Annotated in this window: 16 protein-coding genes; 9 read left to right on the top strand and 7 right to left on the bottom strand. The window is 65.8% G+C overall.

Going from position 1 to position 16,392, the window contains the following annotated elements; all coding sequences use genetic code 11:
- Position 1 precedes the first annotated feature (1 nt).
- Entirely contained in the window at positions 2 to 772 is a 771-nt protein-coding gene (locus tag FIU91_RS10445) for a squalene/phytoene synthase family protein (protein WP_152462399.1), read from the top strand.
- A 1-nt stretch (position 773) separates the two neighbouring features.
- On the opposite strand, the gene FIU91_RS10440 is transcribed toward FIU91_RS10445, so the two are convergent.
- On the bottom strand, positions 774 to 1,979 hold the full coding sequence (locus FIU91_RS10440) for an MFS transporter (protein WP_093009792.1): 1,206 nt from the start codon (positions 1,977 to 1,979) through the stop codon (positions 774 to 776).
- 75 nt (positions 1,980 to 2,054) lie between these two features.
- On the opposite strand from FIU91_RS10440, the gene FIU91_RS10435 reads away from it, so the two are divergent.
- The 4 genes from FIU91_RS10435 (at position 2,055) to FIU91_RS10420 (ending at position 4,750) form a co-directional block, all read left to right on the top strand.
- Positions 2,055 to 2,705 (top strand): precorrin-6A/cobalt-precorrin-6A reductase, encoded by a 651-nt coding sequence (locus tag FIU91_RS10435; RefSeq protein WP_152462398.1) that lies wholly within the window; start codon positions 2,055 to 2,057, stop codon positions 2,703 to 2,705.
- Positions 2,681 to 3,316: a DNA-3-methyladenine glycosylase gene (locus FIU91_RS10430; RefSeq protein ID WP_152462397.1), complete on the top strand. Its 636-nt coding sequence runs from the start codon at positions 2,681 to 2,683 to the stop codon at positions 3,314 to 3,316. Before FIU91_RS10435 ends, FIU91_RS10430 begins: the two co-directional genes overlap by 25 nt.
- Complete coding sequence (locus FIU91_RS10425; RefSeq protein WP_152462396.1) at positions 3,313 to 3,978, top strand: alpha/beta hydrolase; 666 nt, start codon at positions 3,313 to 3,315, stop codon at positions 3,976 to 3,978. Before FIU91_RS10430 ends, FIU91_RS10425 begins: the two co-directional genes overlap by 4 nt.
- Positions 3,979 to 4,162: 184 nt before the next feature.
- Positions 4,163 to 4,750, top strand: coding sequence for an HNH endonuclease (locus tag FIU91_RS10420; RefSeq protein WP_152462395.1), 588 nt, complete (start codon positions 4,163 to 4,165; stop codon positions 4,748 to 4,750).
- Here the strand turns inward: FIU91_RS10420 and FIU91_RS10415 are convergent.
- The 5 genes from FIU91_RS10415 to FIU91_RS10395 form a co-directional block, all read right to left on the bottom strand.
- Entirely contained in the window at positions 4,723 to 6,219 is a 1,497-nt protein-coding gene (locus tag FIU91_RS10415; protein WP_152462394.1) for an MFS transporter, read from the bottom strand. The genes FIU91_RS10420 and FIU91_RS10415 overlap by 28 nt on opposite strands.
- Before the next feature lie 10 nt (positions 6,220 to 6,229).
- A complete protein-coding gene (locus FIU91_RS10410) occupies positions 6,230 to 6,781 on the bottom strand; it encodes a polymer-forming cytoskeletal protein (RefSeq protein ID WP_093009786.1) in 552 nt (183 codons plus the stop codon).
- Complete coding sequence (locus FIU91_RS10405; RefSeq protein WP_093009785.1) at positions 6,771 to 8,081, bottom strand: M23 family metallopeptidase; 1,311 nt, start codon at positions 8,079 to 8,081, stop codon at positions 6,771 to 6,773. Before FIU91_RS10405 ends, FIU91_RS10410 begins: the two co-directional genes overlap by 11 nt.
- 207 nt (positions 8,082 to 8,288) lie before the next feature.
- Positions 8,289 to 9,095, bottom strand: a complete 807-nt coding sequence (locus FIU91_RS10400; RefSeq protein ID WP_152462393.1) for a ferritin-like domain-containing protein — start codon at positions 9,093 to 9,095, stop codon at positions 8,289 to 8,291.
- 36 nt (positions 9,096 to 9,131) lie between these two features.
- Positions 9,132 to 9,593, bottom strand: coding sequence for a peroxiredoxin (locus FIU91_RS10395; protein WP_093009783.1), 462 nt, complete (start codon positions 9,591 to 9,593; stop codon positions 9,132 to 9,134).
- Positions 9,594 to 9,700: 107 nt separating this feature from the next.
- Between FIU91_RS10395 and FIU91_RS10390 the strand changes: the two genes are divergently transcribed.
- The 4 genes from FIU91_RS10390 (at position 9,701) to FIU91_RS10375 (ending at position 16,116) form a co-directional block, all read left to right on the top strand.
- Entirely contained in the window at positions 9,701 to 12,982 is a 3,282-nt protein-coding gene (locus FIU91_RS10390) for a DUF3971 domain-containing protein (RefSeq protein WP_152462392.1), read from the top strand.
- Positions 12,983 to 13,007: 25 nt separating this feature from the next.
- On the top strand, positions 13,008 to 14,099 hold the full coding sequence (gene queA, locus FIU91_RS10385; protein ID WP_152462391.1) for a tRNA preQ1(34) S-adenosylmethionine ribosyltransferase-isomerase QueA: 1,092 nt from the start codon (positions 13,008 to 13,010) through the stop codon (positions 14,097 to 14,099).
- A gap of 57 nt (positions 14,100 to 14,156) precedes the next feature.
- Positions 14,157 to 15,446 (top strand): MFS transporter, encoded by a 1,290-nt coding sequence (locus FIU91_RS10380; RefSeq protein WP_093010099.1) that lies wholly within the window; start codon positions 14,157 to 14,159, stop codon positions 15,444 to 15,446.
- A gap of 85 nt (positions 15,447 to 15,531) precedes the next feature.
- Positions 15,532 to 16,116, top strand: a complete 585-nt coding sequence (locus FIU91_RS10375; RefSeq protein WP_152463711.1) for a DUF924 family protein — start codon at positions 15,532 to 15,534, stop codon at positions 16,114 to 16,116.
- Between the two features lie 16 nt (positions 16,117 to 16,132).
- Here FIU91_RS10375 and FIU91_RS10370 read toward each other — a convergent pair whose 3' ends face one another.
- The gene (locus FIU91_RS10370) at positions 16,133 to 16,390 is read right to left on the bottom strand and encodes a hypothetical protein (RefSeq protein ID WP_245760189.1); all 258 of its coding nucleotides are present in this window, start codon (positions 16,388 to 16,390) and stop codon (positions 16,133 to 16,135) included.
- Positions 16,391 to 16,392 lie beyond the last annotated feature (2 nt).

Raw genomic sequence — 16,392 nt, 5'->3', positions numbered from 1 at the left:
CATGGACTTCGATGACGATCTGACATCCTGCGCCGCCGCGGTGGAGCGTGGCGATCCCGGCCGTTTCCGCGCGGTCATGGCCGCGCCGGTCGCCGCCCGGGCCGTGCTGTTCCCGATCTATGCCTTCAACCTCGAGGTCGCGCGCGCGCCCTGGGTCACCTCCGAGGCGATGATCGGCGAAATGCGCCTGCAATGGTGGCGCGATGCGCTGGCCGAGATTGCCGAGGGCGGCATGGTCCGGCGGCACGACGTCGTCACGCCGCTGGCACTGTCGCTCGCCCCGGGTATGGCGGTGCGTCTCGATCGCCTCGTCGGTGCCCGGCGCTGGGATCTCTACCCGGAGCCCTTCGAGGACGACGCTCATTTCCATCGCTATATCGAGGAGACGGGTGGGCTCCTCCTGCTGGCTGCCGCGTCGAGTCTCGGGCCGGTGGACGAGGCCGCTGCCCTCGATGCGGGTTATGCGGCGGGCCTCGCGGCCTTCTTCCGTGCAATCCCCGAGCTCGAATCGAAGGGGCGCCAACCGATGGTGGACGGCCGCCCCGAAGCCGTCGCGGCCCTGGCCAGAGGCGGGCTGGAGCGGTTGCGCCAGGCACGGCATGGCCGCATCTCGAAAGAGGCGCGGCCTGCCTTTCTCGCGACATGGGAGGCAGAGCCCGTCTTGAAAGCCGCGGCCCGTGCGCCGGAGCGCGTCAAGGACGGCACGCTCACGCCCGGCCCTGCGAAAAGCGCGGCGCGGCTCGCGCTGATGAAGGCAACGGGACGGTTCTAGCCTATTCGGCGGGCTGGCGGCGCGGACGGAGCGCGAGCCAGATGAGCGCCGCACCGGCCAGCGTCAGAAGCGGCAGCATCGCGATATTGACCGCTGCCCATCCGGCCTCTGCCGTGCCGCCCGAACAATTCATCAAGCCGCCCGAGGCGAGAGACGCCACCGTTACGCCGCCGAAGACCACGACGTCGTTGAGGCCCTGCACGCGGCCGCGCTCTTCGGGGCGATGCGCGCCCGAGAGCATCGTCGTTGCGCCGATGAAGCCGAAATTCCAGCCGATCCCAAGCAGGATCAGCGCTACGTAGAAATTCGCAAGCTCGACGCCCGAGAGCGCCACGACGCCCGCCGCCGCGAGGATTGCAAGGCCGAGGCCCATGACCTTCTCGACACCGAGCCGCGCGATGACATGACCGGTGAAGAAGGACGGCACGTACATGGCCAGCACGTGTGCCGAGACGATGTTCGCGGCATCCGCCTGCGCGAAGCCGCACCCCACGACCGCAAGCGGGGTCGACGTCATCACGAGGTTCATCAGCGCGTAAGACACCATCGCGCAGATCATCGCAACCGCGATGCGGGGGCTTTGCACCAGCTCGCGCCGCGTCCGGCCGACCGGTGCATCCTCGGCGGGTTTCGCGGGTTTCGGGATATCGAGAAAGAAGAACAATCCCGAGCCCAGCACGTTCACCGCGATCACCGCCGCATAGGTGCCGAGGAACGGGATGACATAGGCTTCGGAGGTCAGTTTCACGATCTGAGGGCCGATCAGAGCCGAGATCAGACCGCCTGCGAGCACGTAGGAGATTGCCTTGGGCCGGAACGCCTCGGAGGCCGTGTCGGCGGCGGCGAAGCGATAGAAGTTATGCGCCGCGAAATAGACGCCCGTCAGGAAGGAGCCCGCGAGGAAGATCGGAAAGGAGGCAAGCCAGAGGCCGAGCGCTCCGATCGCGCCGCCAAGCGCGCCGCCTGCGGCGCCGACGAAAAAGCCTGCGCGGCGGCCGAAGACCTGCATGAAGCTTGCCAGGGGCGAGGCCGAGACCATCGAGCCCACGATGATGAGAGAAATCGGCAGCGTCGCGAAACAGACATTCGAGGCGAGCGACTGGCCCGCCAGGCCGCCGACGATGAAGATCATCGGCATCTGCGCCCCGAGGATCGCCTGTGCAGCGACGAGGACAGCGACGTTTCTCTTGGCGCGGGTTTCACTCATGGCCCTGTTGCTAGACCTCCGTGCGAGCGGCGGCAAGTCATGGCGTTCCGATCCGTGCCGCGATAGATCTGCGGCATGAACGATCCTGCCGCGATCATTGTCGGAAGTGCCGAGGGAAAGGCGCTGCTGCGCCTTTGCCCGGACGCGGTACGGCTTTATCCCGAGGAGGCCGTGCCGCAGGGTATCCGCGCGCTTGTCGATGCCCGCCATCCGATGGACCGTGCCGGGCACTGGCGGAGTTGGCGGGCGGCGAACGCGCGCGGGCTGCCCTGTGTGCGCCTCGAACGGCCCGGCTACGCGCCACGGCCCGGAGATCGGTGGATCCGCCTGCACCATCTGCGTGCGGCGTCGGCATTGGTTCCGCGCGGCGCGCGCGTCTTGGCGACGACCGGTGGCGAGGATTACGCCGCGCTCAGCCGCTTCGCCCATGCGCGGCTCTTCATTCGTCGGCGCAGCGGACGCGCCCGCCCTCCGGTGCAAGGCGCGGTGATGCTGCCCGGGGAAGGGCCGTTCACCATAGGCTCCGAGATGGCGCTGATGCGGCGGCTCGGGATCGATCTGCTCATCACCCGCGATGCTGGTGGTGAAGGGTCGTATCCAAAGCTCGCAGCCGCGCGCCGCCTCAACATTCCCGTCATCCTGATTTCGCGCGCTCCGGCACCGCCGGGAAGGCGCGTGCGAACAGTCCAGGAGGCCGCCTCATGGCTCGTATCGGCCGGATCATAGAAACCGACGCCTGCGTCGCGGAAGGCGCGGACTGGCTTGCCGCGAACGAGCCACGCTTCGCCGAGGCGCTCGAGGCGACGGGTCCGTTGCCGCTTCGCCGCAACCCGGACGGGTTCGACCAGCTCTTGAACGCGATCATCAGTCAGCAGGTCTCTGTCGCGTCCGCACGCGCGATCCGGGGCCGGGTCGAGGAGGCGGGCTTCGCAGATGAGGCCCGGATCCGCGCTGCAAGCGAGGACGACCTGCGCGCGATTGGTCTGTCGCGGCAGAAGGCGCGCTACGCCAAGGCGCTGGCCGATGCGCGGATCGACTACGCCTCCCTCCGCACGGCGCCCGACGACGAGGTGGTCGCGACGCTGACCGAAGTGAAAGGGATCGGCGTCTGGACCGCCGAGATCTACGCGATGTTTTCGCTCGGGCGCGCGGATGTCTTTGCGCCCGGTGATCTTGCGCTTCAGGAAGCCGCGCGCGTTCTATTCGGGCTCGAGACCCGGCCGCGCGAGAAGGACTTGCGGCAGATGGCCGAGGCCTGGTCGCCCTGGCGATCGGTTGCGGCCCGCGCGCTCTGGGCCTACTACCATGTTGCAAAGGATAGAGAGGGCATCGCATGACACGGGTTCTGCAAGCCGGACGGAAAGAGCCAGCCTCTGGGGAAACACGGTCGGTCGTCGTGTTCCTGCATGGCTATGGCGCAAATGGTGCGGACCTGCTGGGTTTGGCCGATCCCCTGGCCGAGCATCTGCCGGACACGCTGTTCCTTGCGCCCGATGCACCCGAAGCCTGCGCCGGCGCGCCGTTCGGCTTCCAGTGGTTCCCGATCCCGTGGATCGATGGATCGAGCCAGGAAGACAGCGAGGCCGGTATGCGCGCCGCGGCTGCAGACCTCGATGCGTTCCTCGATTCCCTGATGGTCGACGAGGACGTGATGCCCGAACAGGTCGCGCTCTTCGGCTTCAGCCAGGGCACGATGATGGCGCTTCAGGTCGCGCCGCGCCGAGAAGACGCGGTCGCCGGGATCGTCGGCTTCTCGGGCCGTCTGCTCGAGCCCGATCTTCTGGCCGACGAAGCCGTCTCGTGCCCGCCGGTCCTGCTCGTCCACGGCGATCAGGACGATGTCGTGCCGCCGCAATCCATGCCCGAAGCCGCCGAGGCGCTGCAAAGCGCAGGCTGGAGCGAGGTCTACGGTCACGTCATGAAGGGCACCGCGCATGGCATCGACCCCGAAGGCCTCGGCGTCGCGCTGGCCTTCCTGCGGGACAAGTGCAACTTCTGAACAGCGCGCGCGGTCCTTGCCTGTTACAGAGGCGTTACGGAATCGCCTTAGTTCTCCGCAGTAACACTGTATCTAGCGAGGCTTGCCAGAGGCGACCCGCGATATATAGTGATGATGTGGCTGGGGCGGGGCTCCCCGCTCTGGTGCTTGAGACGAGCAGACAGGGCGAAGGACGAGTCCTCCGATGGATGGCGATTTCAGAACACATTTCGTGCGCGAGCCGGGTAGCCTCAGGCAGCATCCCGCGCTTGTGCTGAACGCGGATTACAGGCCGCTTTCCTATTATCCGCTGAGCCTCTGGCCCTGGCAGGAGGCGGTGAAGGCAGCCTTCCTCGACAGGGTCGATATCATCGCGGAATATGACGAGGTGGTGCGAAGCCCCTCGATGAGTCTCAGGATACCGAGCGTCGTGGTCCTGAAAGATTTCGTCAAACCTCAGAAGCGCGTGGCCTTCACGCGCTTCAATCTTTTTCTGAGGGATGAATTCCGCTGCCAGTATTGCGGATCGAAGGGCGAGCTGACCTTCGATCACGTCGTGCCGCGCGCCTCGGGCGGTATCACGAGCTGGGAGAACGTGGTCGCCGCCTGCGCGCCCTGCAACCTGCGGAAGGGCTCCAAAAGCCTGCACCGTTCGGGCCTGTCGTTGCAGAAGCCGCCCCGCCAGCCGGGCGCGGAGGAGCTGCGGAACATGGGTCGGAGGAAGTTTCCGCCGAACCATCTGCATGACAGCTGGCTCGATTTCCTCTACTGGGACGCGGAGCTCGAGGCCTGATCTTCCAGCCCGAACCAGGCGACGACGGCGCTGGCGAGCGCAAGGAGCGCCGCCGAGCCCGCGACCGCCTGAAAGCCGGCATTCGATGCGGCGACATGGGCTGGATCGCCGGCCTCTGACGCTTCCGCGAAGCTGAACGCGCCGCCTGTGCCCTTGTAAACCGTGGCCGCGACCGCGCCGGAGAGCGCCACTGCGACGAGGCCCGCGACGCGTGTCACGGCGTTGTTGATCCCAGAGGCCGTACCTGTCTGATCTCCCGGAACCGCCCCCATCACTGCCGTCGACAGGGGCGCGACGACGCAAGCCATTCCGAGACCGGCGAGCGCCATCGCCGGGATCACCGCCGACCAGAATGCCTGGAGCGGTGCTGTGAGGGCGAGGCCGCCATAGGCCAGCGCGACAAGTGCCGAGCCTATCGCAATGGGCCACCTGGGGCCGATCTGACCCGCAAGTCGGCCCATGTACGGCGACAAGGTCGAGATGAAGATCGATAGGGGCACGAAGGCGAGCGCGGCCAATACTTCGGTGACGCCCCAAACGCCGATCATCACCATCGGCAGGAAGAAGAGCATCGCCGTCAGTGAGAAGTAGAGAAAAAAGGACAGAAGGTTCGCCGCCGCGAAGATCCGATTGTGAAAGAGGCCGAGCGGCACCATCGGCTGTCGAATGACCCGTTGGGACAGAATGAAACCTGCAAACACGAGAAGTCCGAGACCCGCGAGAGGCCAGCGGATCGTGCCGCCGGTCTGTTCTTCTGCGCCAGAAAGTCCCCAGGCCAGAAGGAATAGCCCCGACGTCGCGAGACCCGCGCCGAGCCAGTCGATCCGTTTGCCTTCTTCCGTCCGGCCTTCGCTCGCATGACGCCACAAAAGCCAAAGCGCGACGCCGCCGAGCGGCAGGTTCACCGCGAAGATCAGCCTCCATGCGGTCTCGCCGAACGCGCTCAACACCGCGCCGCCGATCGCCGGCCCAAGTGCCGTTGTCAGCGCCGAGGCCGCCGCCCAGATGCCGATGGCGCGGCCCCGGTCCTCGGCGGGGTAGGCCGCGGAAATTAGCGCGAGCGAGCCCGGCACCATAAGGGCCGCGCCTATCCCTTGAACCGCCCGCGCGCCGATCAGCGCGGCAGGGCTCGGCGCAAGAGCGCAGACGATCGAGGCCAGCACGAAGAGCGCGATGCCGCCGCCGAAGATTCGCGCGATACCGAAGCGGTCGCCAAGCGCCCCACCGACGAGGATCAGCGAAGACAGCGTCAGAAGATATGCGTTCGCCATCCATTGCGCCTGGCTCAGCGAGGCGGACAGGGTCTCGCGCATGGCAGGCAGGGCGATGGTCACGACCGACCCGTCGATGAAGCCGAGCGCCGAGGCAAGGATCGCTGCAACAAGCAGGTATTTGCGGGAGCGTGCGGTACAGAGGGTGGAATCGAAAACGGCCCCTTCGGGCTGCGAAGGGGCCGTTTGATCGGTCATGTCGATTGGCTCAGCTGGGCTGCTGCTCTGCCTTCGAGGCGGCGGCGGGCTGCTGAGGTGCGGATTGCGCAGGCGCGGCACCTGCGCCGCCCGACTTGCCCTTGGTCGAGAGCGGGTCGTCCTGGCGCTGGACCGAGCCTTCGAAATGGGCGCCGGATTCGATCGCGATCGTCTTGTGGATGATGTCGCCCTCGACGCGCGCGGTGGCGGTCAGGCGGACCTTGAGGCCGCGCACACGGCCCACGATGCGGCCGTTGATGACCACGTCGTCGGCGATGACCTCACCCTTGATCGTGGCGCTCTCGCCGATGGTCAGAAGATGCGCACGGATGTCGCCCTCGACCGTCCCCTCGACCTGGATGTCGCCAGAGGTCTTGAGGTTGCCCTGGACGTGCAGATCCGAGGACAGGACCGATGCGGGCGGCTTCGCCTTGGGCGTGGTGGAGGGTTTGAAGTCCGACTTGTAGTCGGGCGCGGCGGGTTTCGGTGTCTCGGCCTGCGCGGGCGACCGCTGGTCGTCCGACTTCGGTGCCGGGTCGTTGATCTTGCTCTTAGAAAACATCGTTCGCAGCCTTGATGTAGGTCATGGGGTTCACGGGGGTTCCGCCAACGCGCACTTCGTAGTGCAGGTGGGTACCGGTCGACCGTCCAGTGTTCCCCATAGCAGCAATCTTCTGCCCGCGCGAGACCCTTTGGCCTTCGGACACGAACAGTTTCGAGTTGTGGGCGTAGCGCGTCTCGATGCCGAACTCGTGCTTGATCTTCACCAGTTGGCCATAGCCGGACTGCCAGCCAGCGTGGATGACGACGCCGTCGGCGGTGGCGTAGATCGCGGTTCCGTGCGGTGCGGCGAAATCCGTGCCGGCATGGAGGCGTCCCCAACGGCGGCCGAAACCGGACGTAAAGCGGAACGGATCCTTGAGCGGCGAGGCGAAGGGGGCTTTCTGGGCCGCGATCCGGTAGAGGTTCAGCCGGTCCATCTGGTTGAGGATGCGGTTTGCGCGCTCTGCGTCCGCGCCGAGGTCATCGCCACGGGTCGAGAAGGAGAGCGGCGTCAGCGGGCCGCCTTGGCCGGAATATCCTCGGCGGACCTGCCCGATGATCGTGTCGGGGTCCATGCCGGCCGCTTCGAACATCTTGTCGAGCGGCTTCACGGATACCGACATCGCCTCTTCGAGCTGGCGGAAGATCATGTCGTTCTTTTCTTCCATGAGGCGGATTTCGGTCGCCATCTCGTCGGCGCGCACGAGCGCGTCCTCGGCATCGGCGACGACCTGATCGCGCTCGGCGGCGGTGCGGGACAGAGCGTCGGTCAGAAGCGCGACGGTCTCGTTCTCGCCCGAGCCGCCGCCTGTGGCGACGCCATCGTCGTCGAGATCGCTTTTCAGAGCGGCATATTGTTGGCGTGCGGCTTCGCGCTCTTTCATCGTCTTGCCGAGCGTTGCCTGCACGATATCGAGCCCGGTTTCGAGCTCGCGGACCCGGTTCTGGGCCTCCAGCAGGTCCGATTGCATGATAGAGACCTGTTCAAGCGCGGCATTGAAGCGCTCTTGTGCCGCAACGGCCTCGGCGGCGCGGGCGTCGCGCTCGTCGGAGAGAGCATTGAGGCGCTGCTGGTAGGTAACCTGATCGCGGAGGGCCTGGTCACGGAAACTTCCGGCGCCGATTGAGTCCATCAGAAGAACTGCGGTGGCGATGATCGTCCAGGCGACGATGGCGGTGCCTCCAAGCGCGGCAATGGCCTGCGTCTCGGGGCGTAACCGGATGAAACGCGTATCCGTTTCTGATTTCAGGAAGAGCCGACGCTCCGGCAAATGACGCTCCAGAAGTGAGTGGAGCTTGATCGCGAGCTTCGTTCGCACGTGTCCGTGTCCTTATCCCGTCCCAATCGCAGTGCTCGTTTCCCCAAACTCGGCACCTTGGAAAAGGGGGTTACCCACACATTCCCGACGGCGCAACTTTTTCGGGCGCTCGCCGCCCCAGAACGGGCGGAAATGCGCCATAATGGCAAAAATCCGCCGATTCCTCCGAGGCTTGGCCTAAGACTTAGGTCGAAAAGCGCTGCCGAATTACTGCGCAAGCGGCCAGTAGAAGTCGGGGGCCAGGCCCGCTTCAGCGCGCTTTTCCTCGTTGAATGGAGGCTTCAGCGCGCCTTTGAAGTAGCGCCGCACAAGGCTGTGGAATTGAGGCGTCGGATCGAGTTCCTGCCGTCCGCAGAGATAGTGAAACCACTTCGAGCCGTAGGCGACATGGCTGACTTCCTCGGCGTAGATCGTCTCGAGCGCGGAAACAGCATCCTGCGCGCCAGCTTTCCGAAAGATCTCGATCATGCCCGGCGTGACGTCGAGTCCGCGCGCCTCCAGCACCATCGGAACGACCGCGAGACGACCGAAGAGATCCTCCGCCGTATCCTCGGCTGCGCGCCACATCCCCGCGTGAGCGGGCAGGGCGCCATAATGGCTCCCCTCGGCTTCGAGGCAATCGCACATCAGCTTGAAATGCTTTGATTCCTCGTCCGCAGCCTTGACCCAGTCATCGTAGAAGCCCGGCGGCATAACGGTGCCTGCGAAGCGCGGAATGATGTCCCAATGCAGATCGACCGCGTTCAGCTCGATATGCGCCACCGCATGCAGAAGCGCGATCCGACCCGCGGGGCTGCCAGGCTTGCGCTTGGGCACATCGCGCGGATCGAGAAGTTCCGGCCGGGACGGACGCGAGGGGCGCAGAGGCGGATCGGCCGTGCCGACGGGAATCTCCGCCCCCTCGGCACGGGCCGTGAACCATCTGGCTGCGTAACTACGAGATTTCGCGGTCTTCTCGCGTCCGTCTGCGGTGGTCAGAACATCCACCGCCATTTCAGAAAGCGTCAGCGCCATGTGATCGGTCCCCTTGTCGTGCCGGGCGCGCGCCTATCAGAGCGTCTGGATGCGCTCCAGCACCGCTTCGGCATGGCCGGGCACCTTCACCTTGGGCCAGATCTCGGCGATGCGGCCTTCGGCATCGATGAGGAAGGTCGACCGTTCGATCCCCATGAAGGTCTTGCCGTACATCTTCTTTTCCTTCCAGACATCATAGCTTTCGCAGACATCCGAATTCTCGTCCGACAGAAGCGGGACGCCGAGCGATTTCTTCTCCATGAACTTGTCGTGGCTCGCGATACTGTCCTTCGATATGCCGAAGACCTTGACGCCCGCCGCCTCGAATTCGGGCATCAGGCGCGTGAAGTCCTCGTTCTCCTTGGTGCAGCCCGACGTGTCGTCGCGTGGGTAGAAAAACAATACCACCGGCGCGCCCTTGAGATCCGAGAGCGTCGTCTCTCCGCCGCCGGTGACGGGGAGCGTGAAGTCGGGGGCCGTGTCGCCGATCTCTGGCATTTTATCTACTCCTGTAACTTGTGATCGCCATGCCCCGTTTCCAAACGGGGCCGACGGGCTCTATCCTGACAGGTGAGGCAGAATAAGGCGCCGGGGCAACCCTTCCAGTGAGCGAGACGCAAAATCCTCCCAGATCCCGCGCGATCCTGTCGCGTGCACGCCGTGTCGGCGGATGGACGCTCGGGCTGTTGATGTCTTTCGCCGCGATGCTTTTGCTGATCGGCTGGATGCTTCTGGGCAAGCCGATCGATGCGCCGGGCTGGCTGCGCGAAGAGATAGAGACGCGCGCCGAAGCGGCGCTGCCGGGCATCGACCTCGACTTCAGCGATCTGCGCCTGCAGGTGCTGAGCGACGGGCTGTTGCGGGTGGGCCTCATAAATGCGCGTCTCAGCGACCCGGGAACGGGGCAGGAAATCGCCAGCCTCGGATCGCTTCGGGCGGGCCTCTCGGTTCCGGATCTTCTGCAGCGGCGGCTGGCGCTGCGCGAGGCGGATGCCTCGGGGCTTCTTCTGACGCTCGAGCGGGATACGGGCGGGGCGTTCTCGCTCGGCTTCGGGATCACGCCGGGGGAAGAGCGTCCGGACCTGCCCACCGTGATCGGCCGGATCGACGAGGCGCTCGGCACGCCGCTACTTTCCGGGCTGGACCGGGTCGAGATCGATGCGATCACGTTGTCTTACAGCGATGCGCGCGCCGGACGGACCTGGACCGCCGATGGCGGCGCGCTGGTCGCCGAGCGCAGCCTGGGAACCCTTCGGATTGACGGCGACGTGACGCTTCTTGGCGGTGAGACCGGCCTCGGGCAGGTCGAGATCAGCGCCGAAAGCGGCATCGGCGACCGCGATCTGAGCTTCGGCCTGGCGCTCGACAACCTCGCCTCGGGCGATATCGCGACGCAAAGTCCCGCGCTCGCGTGGCTCGATGCGATCCGCGCGCCGATCACCGGCGATCTGCGCGGCTACCTGACCGAGACCGGAGCGCTCGGTGGTCTCGACGTCGCGCTGGCAATGGGTGAGGGCGCGCTCCAGCCGACACCCGGCGCCAAGCCCGTCCGCTTCTCCGGCGCGCGGACGGCCTTCGGATATATCCCGCAGACCCGCAGCCTGCGTTTTACCGAGATCGCCGTCGATAGCGCCTTCGGCAGGGCCGAGGCGGAGGGCCGCGTCACCATTGCAGAGGAAGGCGACTTCGTCGGACAGTTCGAACTGAGCGATCTTGTCACCAACCCCGACGGCGTGTTCGAGGCGCCCCTCGAGGTCGGGCGCGCGGAAGCGGACCTGCGGCTGTCCGTCGATCCGTTCCGGCTTGACCTTGGGCGTTTGCGTGTCTTCGACGAGGACATGCCGCTGCGAGCGTCGGGGCGCGCCAGCGCCGGCGGCAACGGCTGGGAGGTTGCGCTCGATGCCCAGCTCGACAATGCGCGGCCAGACAAGATCATTACCTATTGGCCCGGACGGATCGCGCCGGGCACACGGAACTGGGTGTCGCAGAACGTCGAGGACGGGGTGTTGCGCGACGCCAGGGTGGCGCTGCGCTTCACACCCGGCATGGACGCACCGATGCGGTATTTCGATCTGCGTTTCGAAGAGGCGCGGGTGCGGTTTGCCGACACGCTGCCGCCGGTGGAAGACGCGACCGGACAACTCGTGATCCATGACGACCGTCTCGCGGTCAGCGTGGTGAAGGGCGTCGCCAATCCCGAACAGGGCGGGCGGATCGACCTTGCCGGGACCGAATTCGTGATTGCCGACGCGTCGCAGAAGCCCGCGACCGGGGAAGTCCGCTTGAACGCATCCTCATCCGTAACCGCTCTTCTCTCTTTTCTCGATGCCAACCCCTTGCGCGTCATGCAACGTGCGAACCGTCCCGTCGCGCTCGTTGAAGGGGACATGACAGCCTCGGGCACCCTGCGCCTGCCGCTCCGGGATGGCATCCGGCTGCCCGATATGGACATCGATCTTGCAGGCAGCGTCGCCAATGCCGAGAGCGGACTTGTCGTGCCGAACCGGATACTGGCGTCGGAGCGCCTCGACGTCGCGGTGACGGAGACGGGGCTCACCGTGTCTGGGCAGGCGACGCTGTCGGGCGTGCCGCTTTCAGGGACGTTCCGCCTGCCGTTTGGCGCGGAGGCCGGTCAGCCCGCCACCGTGACTGCGGATCTGCGCTTGTCGGACAGTGCAGCGCGCGCGTTCGGCGTGACCTTGCCAGAGGGATTTCTGCAAGGCGAAGGACCGGGCCGGTTCGAGCTGACGCTGTCGGACGGCGTGGCCCCGTCCTTCGACTTGACCTCGAACCTCGCGGGCGTGGGCTTGTCCATCCCGGCAATCGGCTGGTCGCTCGGGACAGGTCAGCAAGGACGGTTTGCGCTGTCTGGGCGTCTTGGCGACCAGATCAGCATCGACCGGGTGGCGCTTTCGGGGGCGGGGCTCTCTGCAGAAGGTGCCGTCGCGCTTGCACCGTCTGGCGGTTTCGAGCGGCTCGATCTGCCACAGGTTTCGGTCGGAGGATGGTTCTCGGGCAATGTCGCGGTGACCAATCGCGGGGCCGGACGGCCGCCTGCGATCGCAATAAGGGGCGGCTCGCTCGATCTGCGCCGCGCGACCTTCGGCGGCGCTGGCGGCGGCGGAGGAGGCGCGGGGGTTCCGCTTTCGGTGGCGCTCGATCGGCTGACCGTGACCGAGGGAATCGTCCTCAGCGATCTGCGCGGCGAGTTTCAAGCGGCGGGCGGGCTCAACGGCTCCTTCACCTCGGGACTTGTCGGCGATGGCGTACGGCTCTCTGGCGCGGCGGTGCCCCGGAACGGCGGCACGGCGATCCGCCTGCAATCGGACAATGCAGGGGCCGTTCTCGAGGCGACGGGCCTCTTCGGACAGATCGACGATGGCGCGCTCGACCTGACGCTGGTGCCGGTGCGCGGGGCCGCGGGCACATACGACGGACGGTTGAGCGTGACCGATGCGCGCCTGAGGAACGCGCCCGCCCTCGGCGCGCTTCTCGACGCGGTGTCCATAGTCGGGATTCTCGACCAGCTCGAAGGGCCCGGGATCTATTTCTCGGACATTTCCTCGGCATTTCGCCTCACACCCTCGCAGGTTGTGGTTGAGCGCGCGTCGGCTGTCGGCCCCTCCATGGGAATCTCGGTCGACGGCTATATCGGGCTTGCGAACCGGCGGCTCGATCTGCAGGGCGTGTTCTCGCCGATCTACTTCCTGAACGGCGTTGGAGAAGTGCTGACGCGCCGGGGCGAGGGGCTCTTCGGGTTCAACTTCAACGTCACGGGCAGCGCGGCGCAGCCTCGGGTTGCGGTCAATCCGCTTTCGGTGTTCACACCCGGCATGTTCCGCGAGATCTTCCGGCGCCCGCCGCCGAACGCCTCCGCGGGCAATTGATCTTCGCCGGGATGCGACCGCCGCAATGAAACTGTCCGATTTCGATTTCGACCTGCCCGAAGACCGGATCGCGACGCGGCCGGCGCGCCCGCGCTCGTCGGCAAAGCTTCTTGTGGCCGAGGGCGACCGGATCAGCGATTCCGTCGTTTCGGACCTGCCGGACTGGCTTCGGCCCGGCGATCGGCTTGTGCTGAACGATACCAAGGTTATCCCGGCGCGCCTGTCGGGGGAGCGGCGGCGCATGGGCGCGGAGGGCGAGAGCAGCGCGCGGATCGAGGCGACGCTCCTCGAGCCGCAAGCGGACGGGACGTGGTCGGCGCTCGTCAAGCCGCTGAAGAAGCTGCGCGAAGGCGAAACGGTCGTCTTCTCGTCCGATCTTTCGGCCGTTCTCGAAGCGAAAGCGGACGGACAGGGGCGGCTGAGGTTCAATCTCGCGGGCGAGGCGTTCGACGCAGCGCTTATCGAGGCGGGCGCGATGCCGCTGCCACCCTACATCGCCGCGCGCCGCGCCGCCGATACGCAGGACAAGGACGATTACCAGACGATCTGGGCCGCGCGATCGGGCGCGGTCGCGGCCCCTACGGCCTCGCTGCATTTCGATGCGCCACTTCTCGAGGCGCTCAGAGCGCGGGGCGTCACGTTCACCCATGTCACCTTGCATGTCGGGGCGGGCACTTTCCTTCCCGTGAAAGTCGAGGATGTGACCACGCACCGGATGCACGCCGAATGGGGAGAGGTCAGTGCCGAGGCCGCCGCAGAGATCGCAGCGACCAAAGCGGCGGGCGGCCGTATCATCCCTGTCGGCACCACGGCCTTGCGGCTGATCGAAACCGCCGCGCAGGGCGGAGCGATCGCGCCGTTCACAGGGGATACCGACATCTTCATCTACCCCGGCTTCGAGTTCTGCGTCACCGACGCTTTGATGACGAATTTCCACCTGCCGAAATCGACGCTGATGATGCTGGTCGCGGCGCTTATGGGACGCGAGCGGATCCTGCGGATCTACGATCACGCCATCGCGGAGGGGTATCGATTCTTTTCCTACGGAGACGCGTCGCTGCTCATTCCCGACATGCAGGGTCGCAATGCGACCACGGATGGACGCCTATCGCGTTGAGCCGCCCGGCAGAATCACGGTAAGGCGCGGCATAACTCCGATACTGGGATGATCGCGATGATCCAGGTTCTGAATTCGTCCTGGGCGCTTCTTCTGGGCATGACGCTCGTGATGGTCGGCAACGGCCTTCAGGGCTCGCTTCTGGGTGTGCGCGGCGCGGCCGAAGGGTTCTCGCCCTTCATGATGTCGATCATCATGGCGGCCTATTTCCTCGGCTTCATCATCGCCTCGCAAACCGCGCCGCGCATGATCCAAAGGGTGGGTCATGTGCGGGTCTTCGCCGCGCTCGGCTCGATCATCTCCGCGGTGCTGATCCTGTTCCCGGCGCTGCCCTATGCGCCGTTCTGGATCGCGGGCCGGATCGTGCTCGGTTTCGCGTTCTGCAGCCTCTACGTGACGGCGGAGAGCTGGCTCAACAATTCAGCGACGAACGAGACGCGGGGGCAGGCGCTCTCGCTTTACATGATCGTGCAGATGGCCGGGATCATCGCCGCGCAGGCGATTCTGAACCTGCCCGATGCGACCGGGTTCCTGCTTTTCGTGATCCCCTCGGTGCTGGTTTCGCTCGCCTTCGCTCCGATCCTTCTGACGGTCTCGCCGACACCTGCTTTCGAGACGACCAAGCGGATGACTTTGAAGACGCTTTTCAAGTCATCGCCCCTCGGCTGCGTGGGCATGGCGCTCATGGGCACGGTCTACGCCGCGCAATACGGCATGGCGGCGGTCTTCGCGGTGGAGGCGGGGCTGACGCTGGCGCAGACGTCGATCTTCGTTGCGGCCTTCTACGTAGGCGCAGTGCTTTTCCAGTATCCACTCGGCTGGATCTCGGACCGTATGGACCGCCGGCTCCTGATCTCGCTCGTGGCGGCGATGGGCGGCGGCGCGGCGGTGCTGGCCGCCGTGATGAGCGACAATTTCACGATCCTCACGATCTCCGCCGTGCTGATCGGCGGGGCGGCCAACCCGCTGTATTCCCTGCTCATCGCCCACACGAACGACTTTCTCGACTATGACGACATGGCCGCGGCCTCGGCGGGGCTGCAGTTCCTCAACGGCATCTTCGCGGTCGCGGGCCCGATCCTGACGGGCTACCTGATGACCGAGGTCGGGGCCTATGCGTTCTTCGTGCTGATCGCGATTCCGATGCTGCTGCTGACGGCTTACGCACTCTATCGCTCGACGCGACGGCCGGCCTCGGACGACACCTACGATTACATTCCGGTCATGCCCAACGCTTCCGTTGTCGCGGTCGGCGCGGCTCAGGACTGGGCGATCGAGACCGCGGAAGCGGACAATGCCCAGGAGGAGGAGGCGCGTGAGAACGAAAGCGCTTTGTCACCTTCCTGACATAAAAGGTGATTTTTCGTGCGAAAAGCCGCATGTTTACCCTGAACTCGGGTGAGTGGATTGGTCTGAAGGGAGTGAGGCCGTGCTGAAGACACCGGAAGAGATCCTGAGCTTTTGGCTCGACGAGGTTGGTGCCGAAGGCTGGTACAAACAGGACGAGGCGCTCGACGCGGACATCCGCGAGCGGTTCCTGCCGACCTACGAGGCCGCAATGGATGGGCAGTTCGCGCTGTGGCTCACCTATCCCTCGGGCGTTCTGGCCTACGTGATCCTTCTCGACCAATTCTCGCGGAACATGTTCCGGGGAGAGGCGAAGGCGTTCGCCTCCGACAAGGTGGCGCTTGCCGCGGCCAAACAGGCCGTCCATCGCGGGTGGGACCAGAAGATCGACGCCCCGGCGCGACAGTTTTTCTACCTGCCGATGATGCATGCGGAGAACCTGTGCGACCAGGAGCAATGCGTGCGGCTGATGAAGGAGCGTCTGCCGGGCGGGCAAGACAATCTCCTGCATGCCCGCGTGCATCGCGAGGTCATCCGCCGCTTCGGACGGTTTCCCTATCGCAACGAGGCGCTTGGCCGTCGGTCGACGGACCAGGAGCGGGAATTTGCGGATAACGGCGGTTACGGTGCGATCCTGCGCGACTTCCAGGAGGCGTCGAAGGCGGCCTGACAGGCCGCCCTCCGGATCAGCTGTCGGGTGTCTGCCGGGCCGCTTGTGCGGGATCGGTCGCCATGGCACCGGTCTTCATCTTCAGGAATTCGCGGGCGCGCCGTTCGGCGAGGCGCACGCGGATACAGGTCAGATATTCTTCCTCGAGCGTGGTCGAGGCTGCGGCCAAAACCGCCGCGACCTCGACATAGAGACGATCCTCGCCGCTCGCATCCATGACCTCCATCGTGTCTTGCGCGAGGCGGTCAGCGATGTCGGTTGCGAACCCGGCCATGA

The sequence above is a fragment of the Roseivivax sp. THAF30 genome, from assembly GCF_009363575.1.
Taxonomy (GTDB): domain Bacteria; phylum Pseudomonadota; class Alphaproteobacteria; order Rhodobacterales; family Rhodobacteraceae; genus Roseivivax; species Roseivivax halotolerans.
The sequence above is the reverse complement of the archived record's forward strand: the minus strand, read 5'-3'. Positions and strand labels throughout refer to the sequence as shown.